Genomic DNA, 20321 nt, shown 5'->3' with positions numbered 1-20321 from the left:
CCTTAGTAGCCAACTTCTGCATGATGAATCGACGCCCGCTCGGCGTCGGTCAAGTATCGGTGTTCCAACCACCCATCGGGCAGGTGCGGGGTCTTCTCTCCCCCAGCGCGCCCACGAGGCCCACGCGCGGCCTCGGGAAAATCTTGATCAAGATCCAAATCGGTCAGGCGATCGCTCAGTTCATCAAGCGTGGAGACCATCCCGAGCGCGTGGCGCTGCGGCCCACCCACCTTGAAACCACGCAGGTACCAGCCGATGTGCTTACGCATTTCGCGCATCGCGCGGTCCTCGTCGCCTTCTTCTTCCACGCACCAACGAGCATGGGTTTCGATGATAGCGGCAACCTCGCGAAGTGAAGGTGAAGGGAAGGCAGACCGCCCGTGGTAGGCGGCAACGATATCGCGGAAAATCCACGGTCGCCCCTGCGCGCCTCGGCCGACGGAAATGCCATCGCACCCGGTCTGACGCATCATCGCGATCGCATCCGCGGCCTCGAAAACGTCACCATTACCGAAGACCGGAATATCCAGGGCTTCCTTGACGCGCGCAATGTAGTCCCAATGCGCTTGGCCCGCGTAGTGCTGGGTTTGGGTGCGCGCGTGGATCGTCACGGCTGCCGCACCAAGTTCTTGAGCGATCTGCGCGGCCTCGAGGCCGGTCTCGTGCTCGCTATCAATTCCCATGCGGATCTTTACCGTCACCGGAATCTCACGGCCACATGCATCCCCGCTCACGCGCGCCTGCGTAACAACCGCGCGTAGCAGGTCGGTATAGAGGTCCCGTTTCCACGGAAGCGCCGCTCCCCCGCCCTTTCGCGTCACTTTGGGGACGGGACAGCCGAAGTTGAGGTCGATATGGTCGGCATACTCGCCTTCGATCATGATCTGGGTTGCGCGCGCCATGACCTGCGGGTTCACGCCGTAGAGCTGCACGGAGTGCACGCGTTCGGCAGGGTCTGGGCGAATCATCGCCATCGTGCGCGCACTTCCCTCAACGAGCGCTCGCGAGGTCACCATCTCCATGACATAGAGTCCCGCGGGCGCATCGACGTGGCGCGTCAGTTCCTCTCCCGCGACACTTTCTTTCCCGATTTCCGAGGCCGTGGTCGGGCGAGCGTTTTCAGTAGTGCCGGGAAGAGCAGCCGGGCTGGGCGTGCCAGTCAGGGGCGAAGGCCCACCCAATGCCTCTTCACCAAACATGCGACACAACCGGCGGAAAGGCGCATCCGTCACTCCTGCCATCGGCGCCAAGACGACGGGAGTAAACAGCCGCAGTGGCCCAACCTGCAAGCAAGCTGGGCCACTAGCGTGAGACTGCGAGGTCACTCAGCAAACTCCCAAGCGCTCAATCAGGTAGGACTTGACCCGGTCGAGCGGGATACGTACCTGCTCCATCGAGTCACGCTCACGAATGGTGACGGCGTGATCCTCAACGGAATCGAAGTCGTAGGTGATGCAGTAGGGGGTGCCGATCTCGTCCTGGCGACGGTAACGACGGCCAACGGCGCCGGCATCGTCGTACTCGATGTTCCACAGGTCGCGCAGTTCTTCTGCAAGCGCCTGCGCCGGGCCGGTCAATTCTTCCTTACGCGACAGAGGCAGGACAGCAACCTTGACGGGAGCCAGACGCGGGTCGAGCTTGAGGACAACGCGCTTGTCAACGCCACCCTTTGCGTTGGGAGCTTCATCCTCGTGGTAGGCCTCAATGAGGAAGGCCATGAGGGAACGGGTCAGACCGGCGGAAGGCTCAATGACGTAGGGGGTCCAGCGTTCGCCGGTCGCCTGGTCGAAGTAGTCGAGCTTGGCGCCACTGGCCTCAGCGTGAACACCGAGGTCGTAGTCGGTACGGTTGGCGATACCTTCGAGTTCACCCCATTCGGAGTTCTGGAAACCAAAGCGGTATTCCAGGTCAACGGTGCGCTTGGAGTAGTGCGAAAGCTTTTCCTTCGGGTGCTCGTATTCACGCAGGTTTTCAGGATCAATACCCAGGCCGACGTACCACGCCTTGCGATAGTCGATCCAGTACTGGTGCCATTCTTCATCAGTTCCCGGCTCACAGAAGAACTCAAGTTCCATCTGCTCAAATTCGCGGGTACGGAAGATGAAGTTACCGGGGGTAATTTCGTTGCGGAAAGACTTACCGATCTGGCCGATACCGAAGGGCGGCTTCTTACGTGCCGCGGTCATGACATTGGCGAAGTTGACGAAGATTCCCTGTGCGGTTTCGGGGCGCAGGTAGTGCAGGCCGGCCTCGTCATCAACGGGACCAAGGAAGGTCTTGAGCAGGCCAGAGAATGCCTTGGGTTCGGTCCACTGACCACGAACACCACAGTTGGGGCAAACTACGTCTTCCAGCGACAGGGAGGATTCGTCAACGCCCTTCTTATCAGCCAGTTCTTCAATGAGCTGATCTTCGCGTTGACGCTTGTGGCAGTTCTGGCACTCGATGAGCGGGTCGGTGAAGGCCTTGACGTGTCCGGATGCAACCCACACCTCGCGGGGCAGGATTACCGAGGAGTCCAGCCCGACGACGTCTGCGCGGCGGCGAACCATGTAGTTCCACCACTGACGTTTGATGTTCTCTTTGAGTTCCACGCCCAGCGGGCCGTAGTCCCAGGCGGAGCGAGTACCGCCGTAAATCTCACCGCAGGGGAAAACAAAGCCGCGGCGCTTGGCAAGAGAAATAACTGAATCAAGACGAGAGGTGGATGGCTGTGCCACGAAAACTCCTTTATTAGGGCTCACCGCACCTGGCTGGCGCAGTGGTCTGTGCATATTTTAGCCGGTGAATGCTTGGGGGGCTTGAAGAGTGCCACTCGAGCCAATAATTGCTGAAAAGTCAGCAGATTGCTTTGCATTATTCCCTTGTCATAGCATCAAGGCGTGCGCATGGTGATTTCGACCTTGGCCTACACGATCCCGCGCGGGATGGTCATCGTGTGGGTCCTCGTTTTTGCCCTGCGTCTTGTGTTCATGCTTTTTGTCGCATTCAGTAACTCGCGTTTAGCTCAGCGAGCTTGGCCATTTACGAACGTCCACACATTAGATCCGGCGAATTTTCTACGCCTGTGCGCGTGGGCTCTGTGTGCGTTGCTTGCTGGAATGACAGTTTTTGCCCGGCAGCACGGCTTTTCCATGCACATTGTGCTTTTTCTTGGCTGGAGTACATGCGCCTCTATTCTTCTGATCCCCCTGTGCCTTCTGCCTCGAAACTTTCCGACGTGGCTGGATCCCAGATGGCACGACAGCGTCCGCAAGGGGCTTGTCGATGAAGTAGGGAATCTCCTTCCCCGCGGCGGCACGGTTCGTACCACTACAGAACTCACATTGGGCGGCGGCCAGAAAAGAGAGTTCTCGACTCGTATTGTCCTTCCCCTAGGCTGGCAGCGCGTTGAGGAAATGCCTTCTTATCTCACGCCCACTCCTTTGGCCCCTGTTGTTCTGGTTGCCCAAGGCCCTATGGATTATGAGAATCTGCGGCCATCAACGCTATCAATCTGCGCAACTCCGGCCAGCAGCGAGCAACGTCTACCGCTGGGAACTTTGAGCGAGGCAATTGCCAGGCAGATTCCGGGGTGGTTCACGCTCGACGAGATGACGCAGAGCAAGCCGAAAGCGTCCCTCATGTGCACGGGTACGTACACTGATGAAGGCGTTTCCTTGACGGCTATTCAATGGTCATGGGTTGAAAAACTCGACTCGTCGACTTTTGTCAGGATCACTGCCACAGCAACAATAACGACTCGCATGTTTCCCGAGCATTTCAAGGATATGGGCAAGATGGTGACGAAGATCAGCGTGGCATCATGAGCACTTATTTCTCCGCTCCCCTGAGCCTTCTGACAGCCTCGGTTCCCGCGTTCATTGCCCTCGCGGGTCCTGCAGAGTCCGCGCGGGAAAGTTTGTCGGCGGAAGCCCAGATGGGCCTCGACAAGGTTTTCGAGGCCGATGGTACTTTGAGCGGGCAAGCGCAGATGCTCCTCGCACCGATCCGTGAGGACAGTACTCCCCTCACGCAATTTGCGGTGTCACCGCGTTACCCTTCTTCCGGAGTTCGCAGGCAGTGTGCCTTCATTGCTCCGGGACAGTCGACCATTCTCAGTAGTTTGAAAGAACCTGAAACAACCCAGGTTTATCTTGCAGAAACGCACGATGTACCGCAGATCGTCGCGGAGTTTTCAAGCTTTCCTTCCCTCAAGAATCGATTCGATGGCCCCAAACGCGTGCCCATCGAGTTCATCGATGCGGCAAATTCCGGTGATGCCATGGGGGCGCACGAAATTCTTCTAGAGGATCTGCAGAAATCGAAGAAGAGGTCGTCTTTTACTCGCCTAGTCAGGGAAAAGAACTGGGAATATGCCGTGTGGACAAGCTGGACGCGAAGCCCTCAGGGCTATCATGTGCACCGCAGCTACACTGTTCTCTCCGTTCCCTGGGCGGCATACGTGGTGAGTGCGCGCACGCTTCCCGGGAGCTATCTGACGCAGCCCTCCAATGCGCCAGATTTTGCTCAAACTTCAGGCACGGTAGGAGACTTGGAGAAGTGCACGCGAACAGAGCTGTGGGCAAAGCTCACGCCTTTTGTCGTGCCCTAGGAAGTGTGGAGAGCAAATCATGAGATATCAGTTGTTGTATGCCATCGCGTGGACAGTTCTCCCCGCCGTGTTCTTGTTTTCCTGGTGGCTGGAAACATACAGCGATTCGCGCCTTGCTGAGATCATGCGCGGTTTTTTCGCCACTCGTTTCGCTCCCGCTAGGAAAATTGCCCGTCGCTTGATCTGGACCGTTGCGGCGCTTTGCGGCGGTATTTCGTTCTTGCTCCTGACTCTTTGGGGAGTGGGGCCTATTTCAGAGGTCCTATTCTGTGCGTGTTTAGCCCTGCTATTGATCGGCGCTGGTTTTATGTTCCCTTTTCCCTTTTCGCTTCCACAGTGGATGGACGCGGATTGGCAATGGTATAAGCGCCACGATTTGGTTGACGGAAACGGGAATATCACCAGTAAATACGGAAGAACTGCTCGGGAGGCACTGCGTTTTGCCTTAACTGAAGGGCGCGCTGTTATTGTGAGCGCACGCCTTCCTCTGTCTATGCAGTGGCGTGAGCTCCCTCGAGACACTCCGTCTCAGCTGCTTCCGCCTTCCCCAGCAACGCCCTTGTCTCCTCGATTGATCGTCGCCCAGGGTCCCTCAGATCCCCAGTCCGGTTTCCCCTCGTCCTTCACGGTTACTGCCTCCCTTGGAGATACCGATGCGCTCCCCTCAGTCGGCGAGCTTTCTGCAGCTTTGAGCGCGAAACTCCCAGGCTGGAGCACTCTGACAGAAGAAGACGTAGAACCTGGTCGTTATTCTCCCGCGGGAGAGTTTTCAGCGATCTTCGCTCAAGCTATTCGTTGCAAAGGCGTTTACTCCGATGCCGTGAATTCATACACGGTTATTCAATGGCTGTGGAGAATACCCATGACTGCGGATTCTTTCGTGGTGATCACAGCAACCGCAACCACGACCTCTTCTCTCTTTGCAACTGTCGCGGAAGACATTTCAAAGATGTTCACAAAGCTCAAGGTCGAACTCTAGTTTTCTCTCTCGAGGCCGCGCCCGCGGGCACTGGCACTAAGAGTGTGGGGAGCAACCTGAGTTGCTCCCCACACGTGCAATGTTTGGTTTCCGATTCAGCCGAGGCGGCGCAGGCGGCCCGTGGAGGTCAGGCGCCACCCGGCGGCGGCGACTGCGAGAGTGAGGAGGCCGAGGAACCAGAAGCCCGGGTGCATCGGGGGCAGGTAACCGGACTTGTGGACGAGGGTGAGGACCAACCAGGTGACCGGAGCGGCGATGCCGGCCACTCCCAGGATGACCGCCACAATAATGCCGAGGGCGACCGTCCACGGGCTTCGTCCGTGGCGCGAGGCCGCACCAATCAGGCGCCCAGCCCCGTCGCAGGCGATCCAAGCGATCACGACGATGAGCCACGAGTCCACTCCGAGGGGATACCCGAGGCTCCCCAGGAAGAAGATGTGCGTCTGGGTCAGGGCAAGCACCCACCAGATCACGCTGGCGATCGCGATAACGACACCGCTGTGCACGTAGGTCGAGAGTGCCAGGGTGCTGCGCGATGCCCCACTGAGAGACGCTGCCCGCAGCTGCGTCGTCGTGGTGATGATCGCCGCGACGAAGATGTAGATGCCCGTCATGAACGCGGCATTGAGGGCACTCTGATCGACGTGCCCTGATAAGTCATCGGAGGTCGCGTACATGATGGCGCCTACCGTGGAGTTAATGAGAAATTGGCCAACGACAATCGCGGCGTAGACTCCAAAATTGAATCGCCAGTCGACCATCCCGAGTCGCCAGATCGAGGGCTGAGAGGAACAGATAGGTGCAGTGCTCATTGGTCATTCTCCTGAATGAGGTAGGCGAAGGCGTCCTGGAAGGAACAGGGCGAAGAGGTCAGGGAGTGGGATGCGAGCTCGGTGTCGCCGACGGCGCTGCCACGCAGGTCCACGACGATCTCTCGCGTGGAGCCGAGCTCACGGCTCGCGATGACGGCGAGGTCCGGGTGGGCGGCAAGGAAGCGCTCGACGTCGGAGGCGTGGCCGGTCAGCGCACAGACTCGGCAGGTGAAGTCGTCGACGCTCTCATGAGCAAGGAGCAGGCCTTTCTTCAAAACGATGACGTCTTCGGCGACCTTTTCGAGTTCGGAGACCATGTGCGAGGAAACGAGGAAGCGGCGCTGCGGGCGCTTTCCTTCCATGACCTCCCCCGCCAGGGTGAGGATTTCCTCGTAGAAGGCGTAGCGCGTGGGTACGTCCAGGGGTGCCTGGATCTCGTCGAGGAGGGTGATGGGCGCGCCCGATGCCAGGGCAATCGCGCCGGTGAAGACAGCGGCCTGTCCAGCGGAGAGTTTGCTGAGGGACTTGCGGCGGACCTTGAGGTCGAAGCGCGTGACGTAGCGCTCGAAGAGTTTCTCGTCCCAGGTGGGACGCAGACGGGCGTATTGGATCAGGATAGTTGCGGGGACATCGTCGAGGTCTCGGCTGGACGAGGCCATGATCGAGCCAGCGAGCAGGTCGTCGGCGCTGGCCTGACTACCGTCGATGGCAACGCTCCCCGAGGTGCGGACCATCAGGCCGCCGAGGATCTGCATGAGTGTCGTCTTGCCCGATCCGTTGGGGCCGACGAGGGCGGTGACGCTAGCGTCTCCGAGGGTAAGGGAGACATCATGTAGCGCCGAAGTTATCTCTCTGGGATAGGTGTGGCTTATGGAGTCGAGGGTGATCATGAGTTCTCCTTGGCTGTTGTGTCGGCACCGTAGGCGCGGACGTGGTCGATGATGGCGTCGATGCTAAGGCCTAGTGCCAGGCCGGCTTCGACGGCGGGGTTCAGGGTCTCCTCCACGTAGGACGCGAGCCCGTCAGCCACGAGCGCGCGCTGCGCGCCTTCGGCGACGAACATACCGATGCCGCGCCGCTTTTCGACGAGGCCCTCGTCGACAAGGATCGCGAAGGCCTTACCGACGGTTGCCGGGTTGATCCGATAGGTCGCGGAGTACTCAGTGGTGGAAGTGAGCTGATCCCCGGCACGCAGGGCACCCCGTAGGATCTGCGCGCGGACGTCATCGGCGATCTGCACGTAGATGGGAATCCCTGAGACGAATGTAGGCGCCATGGGCAACCTCCCCGGTTCAGTGGTTCATTACATGACTAATGAACCACTGAACCTACCCCTCTGTCAAGTCCTCGATCAAAATCTCTTACGATGCACCGCCCATTCCCCCACTTTTGCGCACAAAAAGAGCCCCGGCCTCGTCCCCACAATGAGGAACGAGGCCGGAGCTAGGTCAGCGAGAAGCGGGTGCTTAGCCCTTCACCGCACCGGAGGTCAAACCGGAAACGATGTACTTCTGCAGGTACTGGAAGAGCAAGATCACCGGAATTGCTGCAATGATCGAGCCTGCCGCGAAGACACCCCACGGGGCATTACGTTCGTCAGCTGCCCAGTTGTACATGCCCACGGCCAGCGTGTACTGATCGGGGGTTTGCATAACAACCTTGGCAATAACGAAATCACCGAAGCTGGAGATGAAGCTCAGCAGACTAACAACTGCCAGAACAGGAAGAACCAAGGGCATGATGATTGTCCAGAAAGTCTGAGCATGCGAAGCGCCATCGATCTCTGCGGCCTCATCAAGTTCGCGAGGAACGGAGTTGAAGAAACCGAAGAGCAGGAAGGTGTTCGAACCCAACGCGCCACCGAGGTAGACACAGATCAGGCCAAGCTTCGAGTTCAAGCCCAAAACCGGGAAGATATCCTTAATTCCCAGCAAGAGCAGGAAGAGAGCCACAAAAGCCAGCATCTGCGGGAACATCTGAACCAGAAGCAGGAAGGTCAGCGTCCCACGACGGCCCCGGAAGCGGAAACGACTGAAGGCGTAGGCAGCGGCCGCGCCCATAAGGACAGTTCCAATGGCGGTCACCGTCGAGACGACCAAAGAATTGAGAATCCACTTCCAGTACATGCTGTACTGGTCACTCCCCAACGCCTTGAAGTGATCAAGGGTCAGTCCATCAGAGAAGCTGATACCGGAGGTCAGTGTCGCATTCGGAATAAAGGACACCGAAAGCACGTAGAGCAGCGGGATGAGGCAGTAAATAATCACTGCGATACCCACAATGTGCCTCCAGCCGACTTCCTTCCACCAACGTGAGCCGCGGAGCGTTGTCAACTGTGCATTTTCTTTGCTTTGTGCGCTCATCACAGTTCCTCCAATGCCTTTGTCTGACGGAATCCAAGCCAGGCGATCACACCAACAACAGCGAAGATGAAGATCGACATTGCCGAGGCCAAACCATAGTTGTACTGGCCGCCCGCGAAGGCGATCTTGTAGACCATCGAAATCAAGATGTCAGTCTGACCCAAGGCGTAGGGCACACCCTCAAAGTCCGGCCCACCCTTCGTCAGCATGTAAATCAACGAGAAGTTGTTGAAGTTAAACGCGAAAGACGCAATCAGCAGCGGGGTTGTGGATTGCAAAACCAGAGGCAGCTTGATCGACCAGATGGTTCGCAATCCAGACGCACCATCCATCTTTGCCGCTTCTTCAACATCTCCCGGGAGCGACTGAAGCGCACCCAAGCAGACGAGGAACATATAGGGGAAGCCGAGCCAGAGGTTCACACCGAGGATCGCGACCTTCGCCATAAGTCCATTGGTCAACCACGGAACCTGCGCCCCACCAAGCAACACGTTGTTAATGAAGCCGAATTCCTCGTTGAGCATGCCCTTCCACACCAGGGTCGCCAAGAAGCCAGGGAATGCGTAGGGAAGGATCATCAAGGACTGGTAGATCTTTCGGCCTCGGATTCGCTTGTCGGAGAAAATCAGCGCCAAGATAAGCCCAAAAGCGAATGTCGACAGGACAGATCCGATGGCAAAGACGAAAGACCACACGAGCGCATTCAGGAATGGCTTGACAATTCCAGAACCCGAAAACATCTGTGAGTAGTTGGAAGTACCCACAAAGACACGCCAACCGGTGGATAGCTGGTTACCCTGGCTATCTTCGAAAACACCCTTTTGGTTATTCGCCTTGTAGACGACACCGTTTTGCGTGTTCGTCAGTGTATCGGCAGCTTCGTCGTAGGTGAAGGTGGACTTGGCGAGGTAGCCGGAGGTTCCGTCCGTCGTGACATAGTAGCCATCGTCAAGGTTGGAACTCACGGGAACCGTCAGCTGAGAAACTTCCGTCTGGCGGCTGGCCAGATCACCAAGGTCAAGGATCTTGTAGCCCGAGACATCGGTAATTCCCATTGCCGTCACAGTTCCCTGGACGCTCTGGAGAGGCTTGGTTGCCGTACCAAGCTTCAGTTCACCGGTCGCGGGGTCTGCGACAACGAGGCCCAGTTCGCTTCCATCTTCAACGACAGCGGTCTGGACAGTTGGAGCTCCTTCAACACGCTGGCGGTTCGAGGCCAAAATAGCTTCGATTGCATCCGTCTTCGTCGAGTTGTGACCATCTCCGTAGTTGGTCAATGAAACATACCCGGTGTAGCCCATGACGAAGAGCTGGTAGATCAAGAGGAAGATCATGCCGGGGAGAAGATATTTAGCAGGGAGCGCTCTCTTCGAGAAATACACCCAGTTAATGACGATGAGCAGGAACGCCATCACACCGATGATGATCCAAGAATCGACGGCCCATGCCGCCATGATTCCGTAGATGCCCAGCGCATCAATGAGCATCATGATGATGAGTTTCGCAATAAAACCGGGCCGCATGACATCACGGGCATGCGAAGTACGGTCCTTCTGAACGGTACTCGAGGAAGAAGCTGCAGGCATTGTGGTCCTTCGTTACCTATAACAGCGATTAGGGAACCGTGAGCAAAAATGCTCAGGGATGGGTTTTGCGGGCACCCGGTTTGGGCGCCCGCAAAACCGGGAGACCTCACTACTTGTTCATTGTGGTCTTGATGTTGTTAACCATGGTCTCCCACGAGGAGGCGGGATCGGCACCATTTACAATGGCGACCTCAGTCTTGCCCCAGTAATCCCACACGGCTTTCATTTCGGGGATTGCCGGCATGGGCAGGCCCTTTCCGGCGATGGAAGCGAACTGCTTGAGGTTTTCGTCGGTGAGCGAGTCAGCAACTTCGATCATTGCCGGAACGCGTCCACCCAGCTGCTGCAGCTTGGACTGTGCTTCCTTGGTCTCCAGGTACTGGAAGAACTTGCTGACCAGAACCTGGTTCTGGGTCTTGGAGCTCTGGTAGAACGTCTGAACACCAACGAAGGGCTTGGCTTCCTTGCCGCCTGCGGAAGGAATCGGGAGGACGGAGACGTCGAGTCCGGCTTCCTTAGCAGCGGTGACATTCCAGGGGCCGGTCACCATGTAGGCTGCCTTACCCTTGAGGAAAGCATCCTTGGCAATGTCGGAGGTGATGTTCGGGTTGAGGGTCTTTGCTGCACCCTGCTCCTTGAGCCACTGGGTGAACTCGGATGCGCCGGCTCCACCCAGGGTCAGATCAGAGGTGTAGGAGCCGTCAGCGGACTGCTTGAAGACCTCGTTGCCGAAGGAGCTCTCGAAAGCGTAGAGGTGGTAGGGGTCACCGTCGGTGCCCATCTGAACAACGAAGGGGTACTCCGAACCGGCCTTCTTACCGGAGGCAACCATTTCATCAAAGGTCTTCGGGGAGTCGGAAGTGAGCTTGTTGTTACGAACCAGTGCAACAGACTCAACGGCGTAGGGAACGCCGTAGGTCTTGCCGTCGTAGGTCACGCCCTGGATTGCCGCCTCGGAAAACTTTGACTTTGCATCGCCCAAGTCAACGGGGGAAATAACGCCGTTCTTCACCAGCTGGCCGAGCCCGTCGTGAGCCGTAACCATGATGTCGGGGCCGTTTCCGGTCGGAACCTGGCTGATGAACTCTTGACCCATGTCGGTCTGAGACTTCTGAACAACCTGAACGTCCACCTTGGTGGCTGCAGTGAAGTCCTTGGCCAGCTCCTGGATCTGCGAGTAACGGGTGTCATCGGCCCACACCGTCAGCGAACCGACGGAAGAAGAAGCGCTTGCGGATGCCGACTGGCTGCTCGAAGAGCTCGAGCTTCCATTCGAGCACGCTGCAAGCGTTGCTGTAACTGCCAAAACTCCGCATACTGCTATGCCTCGTCGCATGTCAACTCCTGATCAATTGAGTATTGCTCGTACACAGTTGTACTTTGCACTTAAGACCACTCTAATCACAGAAAATCGTTTTCAGCAAGCGGTTTCAGGATTGTTAGAAAAATGATATCTTTGAGGCACATCCCATCTATCATGCATGCCCATTCTGAAAGGCCCTTCGATGTCGAAGAACCGCACCCGCATGGCCGACATTGCCTCACATGCCGGTGTTTCCATCGCTACCGTTTCGCGCGTATTTAACGGAGTCGGACAGGTTTCGGACGACACTCGATACCGAGTTCTCACAGCGATCGACGAACTTGGCTACGAACGCCCCAGCATGCTTGCCGATGACAACCGCCTCATCATCGGAGTGATCGTCCCAGAACTGACAAATCCCATTTTTGCCACCTTCGCCCACACCCTCCACACAGAGGTCGACAGGGCAGGCGGTCAAGCTTTTATTGCTTCGCAAACCCCCGGCACCACCAGCGAGGAGGAGCACACTCAAGCTTTCCTTGCACGCAGCGTTTCAGGACTCATCTTCGTCTCCGGCCGCCACGCAGATCTGCAAGCAGACCTGAGCCGCTACTCAAATCTTTCCCAAATCCATCTCCCCTTCGTCACCATTAATGGCGCTCGAAGTGAGGTTCAAGCACCAGACTTTTCAACCGAAGATGCTCTAGGAATTCGTGCATCCATCCAACACCTCAAAGAACTAGGCCACCGCAAGATTGCAATGCTCGGCGGACGCCATCACGTCGTCCCAGCACTGCGCAAAGGCGAGGCATTCCGCCAGGTCATGTCCGAAGAACTTGGGATTCCCGACCCCACGGTTGTGGAAACTTTCTACACTTACGAGGCCGCGGCCTCGGCAACCCATTCCCTGATCGATACGGGAATAACAGCAATCATTGCCGGGTCTGATCTCCAGGCAATGGGGGCTATCCGAACCATCCAATCCAGGGGGATGAGCGTTCCCGGCGACATTTCGGTCATCGGCTTTGACGACTCCTTCCTCATGCCCCACCTCTCCCCCGCTCTCACAACGGTCCGACAGCCAGTTGAAGCTATTTCACATTCGGCAGTGTCTTCACTCTTCGATGCAATTCACTCGCAAAAACCGCAGCAACATCAGGATTTTGCGTTTACTCCCGACCTCGTCGTGCGCGGGTCCACAGGGCGAGTTCGCTTTTGACAATCGTTATCAATACGCTTGATAATGATTATCATGAGTTTTTCGCGTTCACATACCGTATTTGCCGTTACTGCCGTCGCAGCGCTTGCTTTGAGCGCATGTTCTTCTTCGGCCTCGTCACCATCCTCAGGCTCTTCAAGCTCCCAAGCTTCCGCTTCCCCCATGAAGGTCATGGCTAGCTTCTACCCCCTCCAGTACCTGACCGAGAAGATCGGCGGAGACCTGGTCAGTGTTGAATCCCTGACCCCTCCAGGAGCAGAACCCCACGACCTCGAATTGTCGAACCAAAAGGTCCAGCAGCTTTCCCAAGCCGGAGCGGTCGTCTACCTTAAGGGCTTCCAATCTGCCGTTGATAAAGCCGTTGAGTTGAACGCCCCCAAGACCGTCATCGACGTCTCAACCAGCGTTGACCTGGTTGACGCCGAAAAGCACGAAAGTGAATTGGACGTCGCCGACGACGGCGAGAAGACAGAAGAAGCTCACGAACATGAGCACGAGCACGGCTCAACCGACCCTCACTTCTGGCTCGATCCCACCCGCATGGCCAGCGCAGCGACTCAAATCGGCGACGCTCTTGCCCAAGCAGACCCCACCAATGCAGAGACCTACAAGAAGAACGCTACTTCCATGAAGTCTCAGATGGAAGCCCTGAGCAAGAAGCTTGTCGACGGCACCGCAAAGTGTCAGCACAAGGAATTCGTGACCTCTCACGAGGCCTTCGGATACCTTGCGGACCGCACCGGCCTGACCCAGCTGGGCCTGTCCGGCCTCGATCCCGATTCAACCCCCTCCCCCGCACGACTCAAGCAGATTTCCGATGCGGTCAAGGCCAAGGGAATCACGACCATCTTCACCGAAGAACTCCTCAGCCCCAAGGTTGCTGAAACACTAGCAAAGGATCTGGGAATCACCACTGCAGTTCTCGATCCGATCGAATCACAGGCCGATGATTCGAAGGACTACGAAGCAGTGATGAACGAGAACCTTGAAGCACTGCAAAAGGCTCTGAGCTGCGAGTAAGCACCGCGCTAGATTTGAACTGATATCTCCGCGTTGGGGCGGCATGATTCCACAGTGAACCATGCCGCCCCAACGACTACACTCGACACTAATGGGAACGACATTCAATATCTCTCCTGACCCGGTGATTGCTCTGGACCATGTCCACGTCGCTTGGGAACACGACCTCATTCTTCATGGCATCACCGCATCGATCCCCCAAGGGCAATGCGTGGCAGTAACGGGCCCAAATGGCGCTGGAAAATCCACACTCATGAAAGCGATCCTTGGTACAGCTCCCATTTCTTCGGGAGATATCACGCTTTTTGGCAATTCCACCCAAAAGCGCTCGTCAATCCCCTGGCAGCGTATCGGCTACGTTCCCCAACGAGCGTCCTCCGGCGGCGCGATTTCCTCATCATGCATTGAGGTAGTCCTCTCCGGGCTCCTCGGCACTCGCAAGTGGTGGCACTCGCGCGGCGACCGCGCCAAAGCGTTGGAAGCACTACGCGCCGTCGGCCTCGCACATCGCGCGAAGGACCCACTCCACATTCTTTCCGGCGGGCAACAGCAGCGCGTACTCATTGCACGCGCGCTCGTCCGCAAGCCTGAGCTCCTCATCATGGACGAACCCATGGCCGGAATTGACGCATCCTCGCGCGCCAGGCTGGCTGAAATCTGCCAGGCTGCAAAGGACGAGGGAGTCACGATCCTGCTGGTTCTCCACGAGCTGGGCGAACTTGCCCCAGTCCTCGATCGCGAACTCCACATCCGATCCGGGCACTTTACCTACGACGGCCCTGCTCGAAGCGACGCACGCGATCCACACGCCGACCACTGCACTACGGTCGACCACCGAGAAACGGAGGTGGGCCGATGATCTTTGATATGCTCGCATCCCCTTTGATGCAACGATCCCTTCTTGCTGCGCTCTTGGTCGGTTTATGCGCGCCAATCGTCGGGACCTACCTGGTGCACCGTCGCCTCGCGATGCTCGGTGACGGGATCGGCCACATCTCCTTGACGGGTGTGGCACTGGGATGGCTCGCCGGAACCGCTGCAAATGTCACGCCGCATGATCAATGGGCAATCCCCGGGGCCCTAGTTGTGTCCTTACTTGGCGCAATTACCATCGAGCTTGTCCGCCAGTCCGGGCGAACTTCCTCAGACGTCGCCCTTGCCATGCTCTTTTACGGCGGCATCGCCGGAGGCGTACTGCTCATCGGGCTGGCCAATGGCACATCCTCCCAGCTGAATGCCTATCTTTTCGGCTCAATTTCAACTGTTTCAAGTAGTGACGTGTGGTCGATTTGCCTCCTGGCGATTGTCATTGTCGTGATCGGTATCGGCTTGCTTCCCGCGCTCTACGCGGTCACTAATGACGAGGAATTCGCTCGCTCGACCGGGCTACCCGTGCGTGCACTCACCATGCTCATCGCGATTTTGTCAGCCCTTACAGTTGTCGTCGCGATGCGAATCGTTGGGTCGCTCCTCGTCTCGGCTCTCATGATCGTTCCCGTAGCCATCGCGCAATTGGGTGCACATTCCTTCCGCCGAACCATGGCGTATGCGATGCTCCTGGGGGCAGTGCTATGTCTGGGCGGTTTAACCCTGACTTACTACGTCGACCTTTCCCCCGGCGCAACAATTGTTGTCGGCGCGATTGCTCTCTATGCTGTTGGATACGGAATCCGAGGCCTAAGCGATCATTTCCGCCGCAAGCAGAGGCTGCGCGCACTATCCGCCCCTGCCGTCCATCCCGAGGCCTCGCGCACGGACCACGCACACGCCACCACCGCACGCGGCTAGGGATACAAAGAAGGAAGACAGGCCTCGTCAATGAAAGGATCGCCATGGAGCGAATGACCAAGCAACGCCAGGCGGTTTTCGACAACCTCAGCGAGCACCGCGACTTCCGCAGCGCGCAGAAGGTCTTCGAGGACCTCACCTCGCGCGGGCACAAGATCGGCTTGGCGACGGTTTATCGCAACCTCCAGGCATTGGCTGAAGACCATCAAATTGACGTCCTGCGCTCCAGCGAGGGCGAGGCCCTGTATCGCAAGTGCGACACTCACACGCATCACCACCACCTGGTGTGCCGCAATTGTGGGCGAGCCGAGGATTTGGGTGTTGAAGAACTTGAAAAGTGGGTTTCTACGGTTGCGCAGACGCACGGTTACACCCAGATTGAGCACTCGATTGAACTCTTTGGCCTGTGCGCCGACTGCACGCGAAAGGCAAACAATTGACACCCTCATGGGCATCCTCGGGACTGCCGCTCTTTATCTTCCTGTTTTTCGTCGTTTTTCATCGCGCACAGCTGACCTATTGGCTGGGTCGCGCGGCAGCTAAAGGCGCATTGGCCTCTGCGGGAAAGAACGGCCTGCGAGGAAAGATCGCTGCTTGGTTTGAGGGGCCCGTCCCGAAGTACGGTGCTCGGCTGCTCGAGCAGTGGGGAATCGTCATCATTCCCCTCTGTTTCCTCACTGTCGGCGTTCAGACTGCTGTCAATGCCGGCGCGGGCGTCGTGCGAATGTCGTGGAAAAAGTACACGCTCGCGATGATTCCGGGCTGTATCGCTTGGTCGATCATGTACGGTCTGGGCATGCTTGCCGTGTGGATGGCGGTTGTGCGCGCGGCAGCTGGTTCAGTGTGGGGTTGGCTTGGCCTGCTTGCGGTTGCTGCGGTTGTCTCGACGCTTGTTCTCGTCAAGCGACGCCGCGGGCATGAAAGCGAACAGAGCCTCGAGCACGGGTATGAGCACCTGCACGAACACCTTCACGAACATCTTCAAACCGAATTGACACACGAAGTCGCGGAATAGCACACGACATCCGTGCCTTCCTCCGTCTCCTCCTCCAAAAGACACAGGAAGTCGCAAAAAGACACACGCCATAGCCTGTGACATTCACCGACTTCATGTGGAGCTAGCGTGGAGGGGGCAGGAACGAGGCGCTACAAAGCGCCACCTCGGCTATTCGCCAGCCCCCCAGCCACAAGGCCCTAAGCGCCAGCCCCGCCAGCCACAAGGTCCTGAGCGCCACCGAAGCGCCGCTCACGCCCGGCATATTCAAGAAGGCAGTCCCACAGAGCCTCACGATCAAAAGTCGGCCACGGCCTCGAGCTAAACATGAACTCTGCATAGGCCATCTGCCACAGCATATAGTTCGAGAGCCTCTGCTCCCCCGAGGTTCGAATCATCAAGTCAACGTCGGGCACATCAGGCAGATACAGGTGACGCGCAAAAGTCCGCTCGTTCACCCCGCGCGGCGACAAACGCCCCGCGGCAACATCTTGCGCGATCGAGCGCGCAGCATCTGCTATTTCTGCGCGGCCCCCGTAATTCACGCACATCACCAAATCCAAAGTGGTGTTCTGACGCGTCTTTTCCTCCGCGCGCTCCAAAGCGTGAATGACCGATTTCCACAGCTTCGGCTCGCGACCGCTCCAACGCACGTGCACTCCCCACTGGTTCAGCAACTCCGTGCGCCTAGCCAAGACATCACTGGCGTAGCTCATGATGAAGCGGACCTCTGCGGGCGAGCGCTTCCAGTTTTCCGTCGAGAAGGTGTAGACGGAAAGATAACGCACTCCCGCATCGATGGCCCCGGCGATCGTGTCGAGAAGCGCATACTCGCCGGCTCGGTGTCCCTCGGTGCGCGGAAGCCCCCGATCATTGGCCCAGCGCCCGTTCCCGTCCATGATGATGGCGACGTGGCGGGGTACTTCCCCGGCCGCAAATTCGGGTGCTTGCCGAGGCCACTGCCCCGGTCCTGCGACCGGCTGACGTGGGTCCTTGGGTGCGCGATCCATGGGCGTCAGTTGCGCAAATTCAGGGCTCATCCGTGTGCGCTCCTTTCCAGGAGTTGCAATGATTTTAAGCGTCGCTCGATATGCCATTGAGTGTAGCTAGAAACAAGTCCCATCATTTCCGAGCGCGCCCACGTCGGCGAGTTATCAGCGTCATGCCAATCACCGCTCAGAAGAGATCCCATGAGTTCCATTGAGTCAGGGGCCGGAAGCGAAGCACCGGGAGGACGGCAGTTCTCGCACACGGCGCCACCTTCGGTGATCGAGAAGGCAGCGTGCGGCCCTTCGGCTCCACACACTGCGCAGTCGAAACAGGAGGGGGCCCAGCCTGCAATCGCCAGGGCGCGAAGCATGTACGAGGCCAAGATCAGGGCTGGGTCGTGCCGGCGATGAGACAGCGCGTGGAGAGCTCCGACCAGTAGCAGGTATTGCTGGTGGGTTCCATCGTCTCCATCGCTTGAAAGTTTATCTGCGGTTTCGACGATGACCGAGGCCCGTGAGTAGAGTTCGTAGTCAGAAGCGAGCATTTCCCCGTGGGAGGCAATCGTTTCAACCTGAAGGATCGTGTCAAGGCTACGACCGCGATGAAGCTGGATGTCAACGACAGAGAAGGGCTCGAGTCGTGCTCCGAACTTTGATGTCGTTCGACGCACGCCTTTGGCAACAGCGCGAACCTGGCCGTGTTCAGAGGTCAGAAGCCAGATAATTCGATCGGCCTCGCCGAGTTTTTGCGTACGCAAAACCACGGCCTCGTCCCTGTAACTCCTGATCACCTTCCTATTTTCACATTCTCCGCCAGCCCAGGCTCGACGCGACACAAAATTGCGCTTGGGGCCGAAGCGGCCCCAAGCGCAATATGCCTGCGTGACTTCAGATCCTGCCTCCTCCGCATTGATTCGGAGTATGTGAAGGATCTAAATCACGAACACTCAGATATTTGCCTCGCGAACGCTCTTGTATGCCTCGAGATCGGTGTAGAGTTCATCGCGCAGCGGATTCTTACGCCCACGGACAATCACGTAGATCTGGTAGAGCGCAACGGCCACGTTAGCCGCGAGTGCGATCGCAGAAACGGTCATGAGGGCCGCGTCATTGTGAGAGGCATTGACTGCGAACTTCGATGAGGTGACGAATGAGGGCACTGCCATGGTGAACATCATCCACAGTGCCAGGGTGTGCGCGCGGTGCTGGAGCCATGCGCCTCGTTTAATGAAGAAGGCGGGGATGGTGCAGGAAATCAGCAGAGCCGCACCCGCATAGAAGGAGTGGTCTCCCACGCAGTTGTACACATACGCGAAGTTCCACAGATCGTAAGCGATAATCCAGAACCACAGCATGTCGGGCCAGATCATGTCCTTTTCTTTATCACGAGAGATAAAGATTCCAAACCAGCCACAGATCGTCAGCAGGTTGAGCAAACCAGCGATACCGTTCATATAGTTCCAGGGACCGGAGACCATGAAGACTCCATCGACCATCTCACGCACGCCCATGGCACCGACTTGGAAGTCACGGATGCAGGCCTCGGTGATGTTAATGGCCAAGATCGCCGGCGGGAAAGCAAGCGCCCAACGATTCGTCTGCAACTTGGGAATGTAGCGGATTGTCATGAAGCCCAGGCATCCCGCGAGGGCGGAATAGACCTTGACCCAGTGGAACCAGGTTCCTGTCGAGGAATCAGGACCCGCTGTTGAGGGCCAGACAAAGATGGTCAAAACGATGGGAAGAACAATGAAGATTGCGATCCCCGCCCACTTCCAGCGTCGGGTGATCTCATTGCCAATGATCAAAGCGGCAAGTACCCCGAACCAGGCAAGCCAGGAGTACCAGGGAATTGACTCGAAGAGGAACATGTCTCCAACTCCTTTGTGAAACAAGGTGATGCGCTCACTCTAAGAGGCACTTCTCGCGCGAGTCATTGGACACCGAATCGAAAGTGTCTAATACTCGAAGGAGCACGGCATCCCACGTGTCCCCATTCAGCCATCACACAGGACTATTGACCTAGGACATTCATGTCGACCAACGCAGAGCTAACCCGCGAGAGGCTCGGCAACGCCCTCAAAGAGGAGCTCATAACCACACCGCTCACCAAAGTGACGGTTCGCCGCCTCACGGAAATAGCAGGGGTCACGCGCCAGGCTTTTTATTACCACTTCCCCGATGTCATGTCCCTGGCCACCTGGGTCTTCGAGCGCGAGATCGTCACGCACATCATGGCTCATGCAACCTACCGGGAGTGGTCCGATGGATTCTGCGAGCTCTTGGTCTACATGAGCGAGCACCGCGAGCAGACCTATGCGGTCGTTTCTTCCCTCAGTCGCAGTGAAATCGAGGAATTTTTCTACCGCGCTTTCCGGGAAATGATGCGGGCAATCATCAACGAATTGGAAGGAACAACTCCCCTTGACCCAGCCCGGCGTGATTTCATCATCGATCACTTCACCTTGAGCGTCGTCGCGCATCTATTCCACTGGCTCAATCGGGACATGCAAGCAGATCCCTACATTCTGACCGAGAATATTGAGGTCATCATGCGTGGCTCGGTTGCAACGGCGCTTGCTCGTTACTCGACTAATGCTCCTCCCCCACTCATTCGCCGCGAGGGCAAACGCTAGTTCCACGACCTATGATCAACATGAAGGTACCCACGATG

The 20321-nt window shown here is 57.5% G+C and carries 21 protein-coding genes; 10 read left to right on the top strand and 11 right to left on the bottom strand.

Annotated elements, in window-relative coordinates; genetic code table 11:
* Positions 1-2: 2 nt before the first annotated feature.
* Together dusB and BQ8011_RS04305 are read right to left on the bottom strand one after the other, a co-directional pair.
* A complete protein-coding gene (dusB, locus tag BQ8011_RS04310; RefSeq protein WP_407639760.1) occupies positions 3-1325 on the bottom strand; it encodes a tRNA dihydrouridine synthase DusB in 1323 nt (440 codons plus the stop codon).
* On the bottom strand, positions 1326-2720 hold the full coding sequence (locus tag BQ8011_RS04305; protein ID WP_072457610.1) for a glycine--tRNA ligase: 1395 nt from the start codon (positions 2718-2720) through the stop codon (positions 1326-1328).
* Between the two features lie 168 nt (positions 2721-2888).
* Here BQ8011_RS04305 and BQ8011_RS04300 point away from each other — a divergent pair, with 168 nt between their 5' ends.
* Genes BQ8011_RS04300 through BQ8011_RS04290 form a run of 3 tightly spaced genes read left to right on the top strand, consistent with a single transcriptional unit; the run spans position 2889 to position 5573 of the window.
* Positions 2889-3809, top strand: a complete 921-nt coding sequence (locus BQ8011_RS04300) for a hypothetical protein (protein WP_072457609.1) — start codon at positions 2889-2891, stop codon at positions 3807-3809.
* The gene (locus BQ8011_RS04295; protein ID WP_072457607.1) at positions 3806-4594 is read left to right on the top strand and encodes a hypothetical protein; all 789 of its coding nucleotides are present in this window, start codon (positions 3806-3808) and stop codon (positions 4592-4594) included. The genes BQ8011_RS04300 and BQ8011_RS04295 overlap by 4 nt, the downstream gene beginning before the upstream one ends.
* A 19-nt stretch (positions 4595-4613) precedes the next feature.
* Entirely contained in the window at positions 4614-5573 is a 960-nt protein-coding gene (locus tag BQ8011_RS04290) for a hypothetical protein (protein WP_157885009.1), read from the top strand.
* A gap of 95 nt (positions 5574-5668) precedes the next feature.
* On the opposite strand, the gene BQ8011_RS04285 is transcribed toward BQ8011_RS04290, so the two are convergent.
* The 6 genes from BQ8011_RS04285 to BQ8011_RS04260 form a co-directional block, all read right to left on the bottom strand.
* Entirely contained in the window at positions 5669-6385 is a 717-nt protein-coding gene (locus tag BQ8011_RS04285; RefSeq protein ID WP_072457603.1) for a hypothetical protein, read from the bottom strand.
* Positions 6382-7275: an ATP-binding cassette domain-containing protein gene (locus BQ8011_RS04280; RefSeq protein ID WP_072457601.1), complete on the bottom strand. Its 894-nt coding sequence runs from the start codon at positions 7273-7275 to the stop codon at positions 6382-6384. The genes BQ8011_RS04285 and BQ8011_RS04280 overlap by 4 nt, the downstream gene beginning before the upstream one ends.
* On the bottom strand, positions 7272-7661 hold the full coding sequence (locus BQ8011_RS04275; RefSeq protein WP_072457599.1) for a GntR family transcriptional regulator: 390 nt from the start codon (positions 7659-7661) through the stop codon (positions 7272-7274). The genes BQ8011_RS04280 and BQ8011_RS04275 overlap by 4 nt, the downstream gene beginning before the upstream one ends.
* 190 nt (positions 7662-7851) lie before the next feature.
* Positions 7852-8748, bottom strand: a complete 897-nt coding sequence (locus BQ8011_RS04270; RefSeq protein WP_072457597.1) for a sugar ABC transporter permease — start codon at positions 8746-8748, stop codon at positions 7852-7854.
* A complete protein-coding gene (locus BQ8011_RS04265; protein WP_034502509.1) occupies positions 8748-10334 on the bottom strand; it encodes an ABC transporter permease subunit in 1587 nt (528 codons plus the stop codon). The genes BQ8011_RS04270 and BQ8011_RS04265 overlap by 1 nt, the downstream gene beginning before the upstream one ends.
* A gap of 109 nt (positions 10335-10443) precedes the next feature.
* Complete coding sequence (locus tag BQ8011_RS04260) at positions 10444-11670, bottom strand: sugar ABC transporter substrate-binding protein (RefSeq protein ID WP_072457595.1); 1227 nt, start codon at positions 11668-11670, stop codon at positions 10444-10446.
* Positions 11671-11839: 169 nt separating this feature from the next.
* On the opposite strand from BQ8011_RS04260, the gene BQ8011_RS04255 reads away from it, so the two are divergent.
* The 6 genes from BQ8011_RS04255 to BQ8011_RS04230 all read left to right on the top strand — a co-directional run bounded on the left by BQ8011_RS04255 (position 11840) and on the right by BQ8011_RS04230 (position 16679).
* Complete coding sequence (locus tag BQ8011_RS04255) at positions 11840-12856, top strand: LacI family DNA-binding transcriptional regulator (protein ID WP_072457868.1); 1017 nt, start codon at positions 11840-11842, stop codon at positions 12854-12856.
* A 33-nt stretch (positions 12857-12889) separates the two neighbouring features.
* Positions 12890-13876, top strand: coding sequence for a metal ABC transporter substrate-binding protein (locus BQ8011_RS04250; RefSeq protein ID WP_106406419.1), 987 nt, complete (start codon positions 12890-12892; stop codon positions 13874-13876).
* A 91-nt stretch (positions 13877-13967) separates the two neighbouring features.
* Complete coding sequence (locus BQ8011_RS04245) at positions 13968-14735, top strand: metal ABC transporter ATP-binding protein (RefSeq protein WP_072457591.1); 768 nt, start codon at positions 13968-13970, stop codon at positions 14733-14735.
* Positions 14732-15664 carry a metal ABC transporter permease gene (locus BQ8011_RS04240; protein WP_072457589.1) on the top strand — a complete coding sequence of 311 codons (933 nt, stop codon included), beginning with the start codon at positions 14732-14734 and terminating at the stop codon, positions 15662-15664. Before BQ8011_RS04245 ends, BQ8011_RS04240 begins: the two co-directional genes overlap by 4 nt.
* Positions 15665-15708: 44 nt before the next feature.
* A complete protein-coding gene (locus BQ8011_RS04235) occupies positions 15709-16104 on the top strand; it encodes a Fur family transcriptional regulator (RefSeq protein ID WP_072457587.1) in 396 nt (131 codons plus the stop codon).
* Positions 16101-16679 (top strand): DedA family protein, encoded by a 579-nt coding sequence (locus BQ8011_RS04230; RefSeq protein ID WP_231945373.1) that lies wholly within the window; start codon positions 16101-16103, stop codon positions 16677-16679. Before BQ8011_RS04235 ends, BQ8011_RS04230 begins: the two co-directional genes overlap by 4 nt.
* A 179-nt stretch (positions 16680-16858) precedes the next feature.
* Here the strand turns inward: BQ8011_RS04230 and BQ8011_RS04225 are convergent, their stop codons facing one another.
* The 3 genes from BQ8011_RS04225 to BQ8011_RS04215 form a co-directional block, all read right to left on the bottom strand.
* Positions 16859-17698, bottom strand: coding sequence for an isoprenyl transferase (locus BQ8011_RS04225; protein ID WP_072457585.1), 840 nt, complete (start codon positions 17696-17698; stop codon positions 16859-16861).
* A complete protein-coding gene (recO, locus tag BQ8011_RS04220) occupies positions 17695-18435 on the bottom strand; it encodes a DNA repair protein RecO (protein ID WP_072457867.1) in 741 nt (246 codons plus the stop codon). The genes BQ8011_RS04225 and recO overlap by 4 nt, the downstream gene beginning before the upstream one ends.
* 159 nt (positions 18436-18594) lie before the next feature.
* Positions 18595-19518 (bottom strand): DUF5692 family protein, encoded by a 924-nt coding sequence (locus tag BQ8011_RS04215; RefSeq protein WP_072457583.1) that lies wholly within the window; start codon positions 19516-19518, stop codon positions 18595-18597.
* Positions 19519-19680: 162 nt separating this feature from the next.
* On the opposite strand from BQ8011_RS04215, the gene BQ8011_RS04210 reads away from it, so the two are divergent.
* Positions 19681-20283 (top strand): TetR-like C-terminal domain-containing protein, encoded by a 603-nt coding sequence (locus tag BQ8011_RS04210; RefSeq protein ID WP_072457581.1) that lies wholly within the window; start codon positions 19681-19683, stop codon positions 20281-20283.
* Positions 20284-20321 lie beyond the last annotated feature (38 nt).

This window comes from Actinomyces marseillensis (genome assembly GCF_900155605.1).
In the GTDB taxonomy this organism is placed as follows: domain Bacteria; phylum Actinomycetota; class Actinomycetes; order Actinomycetales; family Actinomycetaceae; genus Pauljensenia; species Pauljensenia marseillensis.
Note: the sequence above shows the minus strand (reverse complement) of the source record. Positions and strands in the feature narration are given on the sequence as shown.

What these genes read in the sequence shown, in the direction of transcription:
- BQ8011_RS04250 (WP_106406419.1), top strand. Translation starts at nt 12,890, where the DNA reads ATGAGTTTTTCGCGTTCACATACCGTATTTGCCGTTACTGCCGTCGCA.
- BQ8011_RS04215 (WP_072457583.1), bottom strand. Translation starts at nt 19,518, where the DNA reads ATGTTCCTCTTCGAGTCAATTCCCTGGTACTCCTGGCTTGCCTGGTTC.
- BQ8011_RS04245 (WP_072457591.1), top strand. Translation starts at nt 13,968, where the DNA reads ATGGGAACGACATTCAATATCTCTCCTGACCCGGTGATTGCTCTGGAC.
- BQ8011_RS04265 (WP_034502509.1), bottom strand. Translation starts at nt 10,334, where the DNA reads ATGCCTGCAGCTTCTTCCTCGAGTACCGTTCAGAAGGACCGTACTTCG.
- BQ8011_RS04210 (WP_072457581.1), top strand. Translation starts at nt 19,681, where the DNA reads ATGTCGACCAACGCAGAGCTAACCCGCGAGAGGCTCGGCAACGCCCTC.
- BQ8011_RS04235 (WP_072457587.1), top strand. Translation starts at nt 15,709, where the DNA reads ATGGAGCGAATGACCAAGCAACGCCAGGCGGTTTTCGACAACCTCAGC.
- BQ8011_RS04275 (WP_072457599.1), bottom strand. Translation starts at nt 7,661, where the DNA reads ATGGCGCCTACATTCGTCTCAGGGATTCCCATCTACGTGCAGATCGCC.
- BQ8011_RS04280 (WP_072457601.1), bottom strand. Translation starts at nt 7,275, where the DNA reads ATGATCACCCTCGACTCCATAAGCCACACCTATCCCAGAGAGATAACT.
- BQ8011_RS04255 (WP_072457868.1), top strand. Translation starts at nt 11,840, where the DNA reads ATGTCGAAGAACCGCACCCGCATGGCCGACATTGCCTCACATGCCGGT.
- BQ8011_RS04290 (WP_157885009.1), top strand. Translation starts at nt 4,614, where the DNA reads ATGAGATATCAGTTGTTGTATGCCATCGCGTGGACAGTTCTCCCCGCC.
- BQ8011_RS04225 (WP_072457585.1), bottom strand. Translation starts at nt 17,698, where the DNA reads ATGAGCCCTGAATTTGCGCAACTGACGCCCATGGATCGCGCACCCAAG.
- BQ8011_RS04270 (WP_072457597.1), bottom strand. Translation starts at nt 8,748, where the DNA reads ATGAGCGCACAAAGCAAAGAAAATGCACAGTTGACAACGCTCCGCGGC.
- BQ8011_RS04295 (WP_072457607.1), top strand. Translation starts at nt 3,806, where the DNA reads ATGAGCACTTATTTCTCCGCTCCCCTGAGCCTTCTGACAGCCTCGGTT.
- BQ8011_RS04240 (WP_072457589.1), top strand. Translation starts at nt 14,732, where the DNA reads ATGATCTTTGATATGCTCGCATCCCCTTTGATGCAACGATCCCTTCTT.
- BQ8011_RS04300 (WP_072457609.1), top strand. Translation starts at nt 2,889, where the DNA reads ATGGTGATTTCGACCTTGGCCTACACGATCCCGCGCGGGATGGTCATC.
- BQ8011_RS04285 (WP_072457603.1), bottom strand. Translation starts at nt 6,385, where the DNA reads ATGAGCACTGCACCTATCTGTTCCTCTCAGCCCTCGATCTGGCGACTC.
- BQ8011_RS04260 (WP_072457595.1), bottom strand. Translation starts at nt 11,670, where the DNA reads ATGCGACGAGGCATAGCAGTATGCGGAGTTTTGGCAGTTACAGCAACG.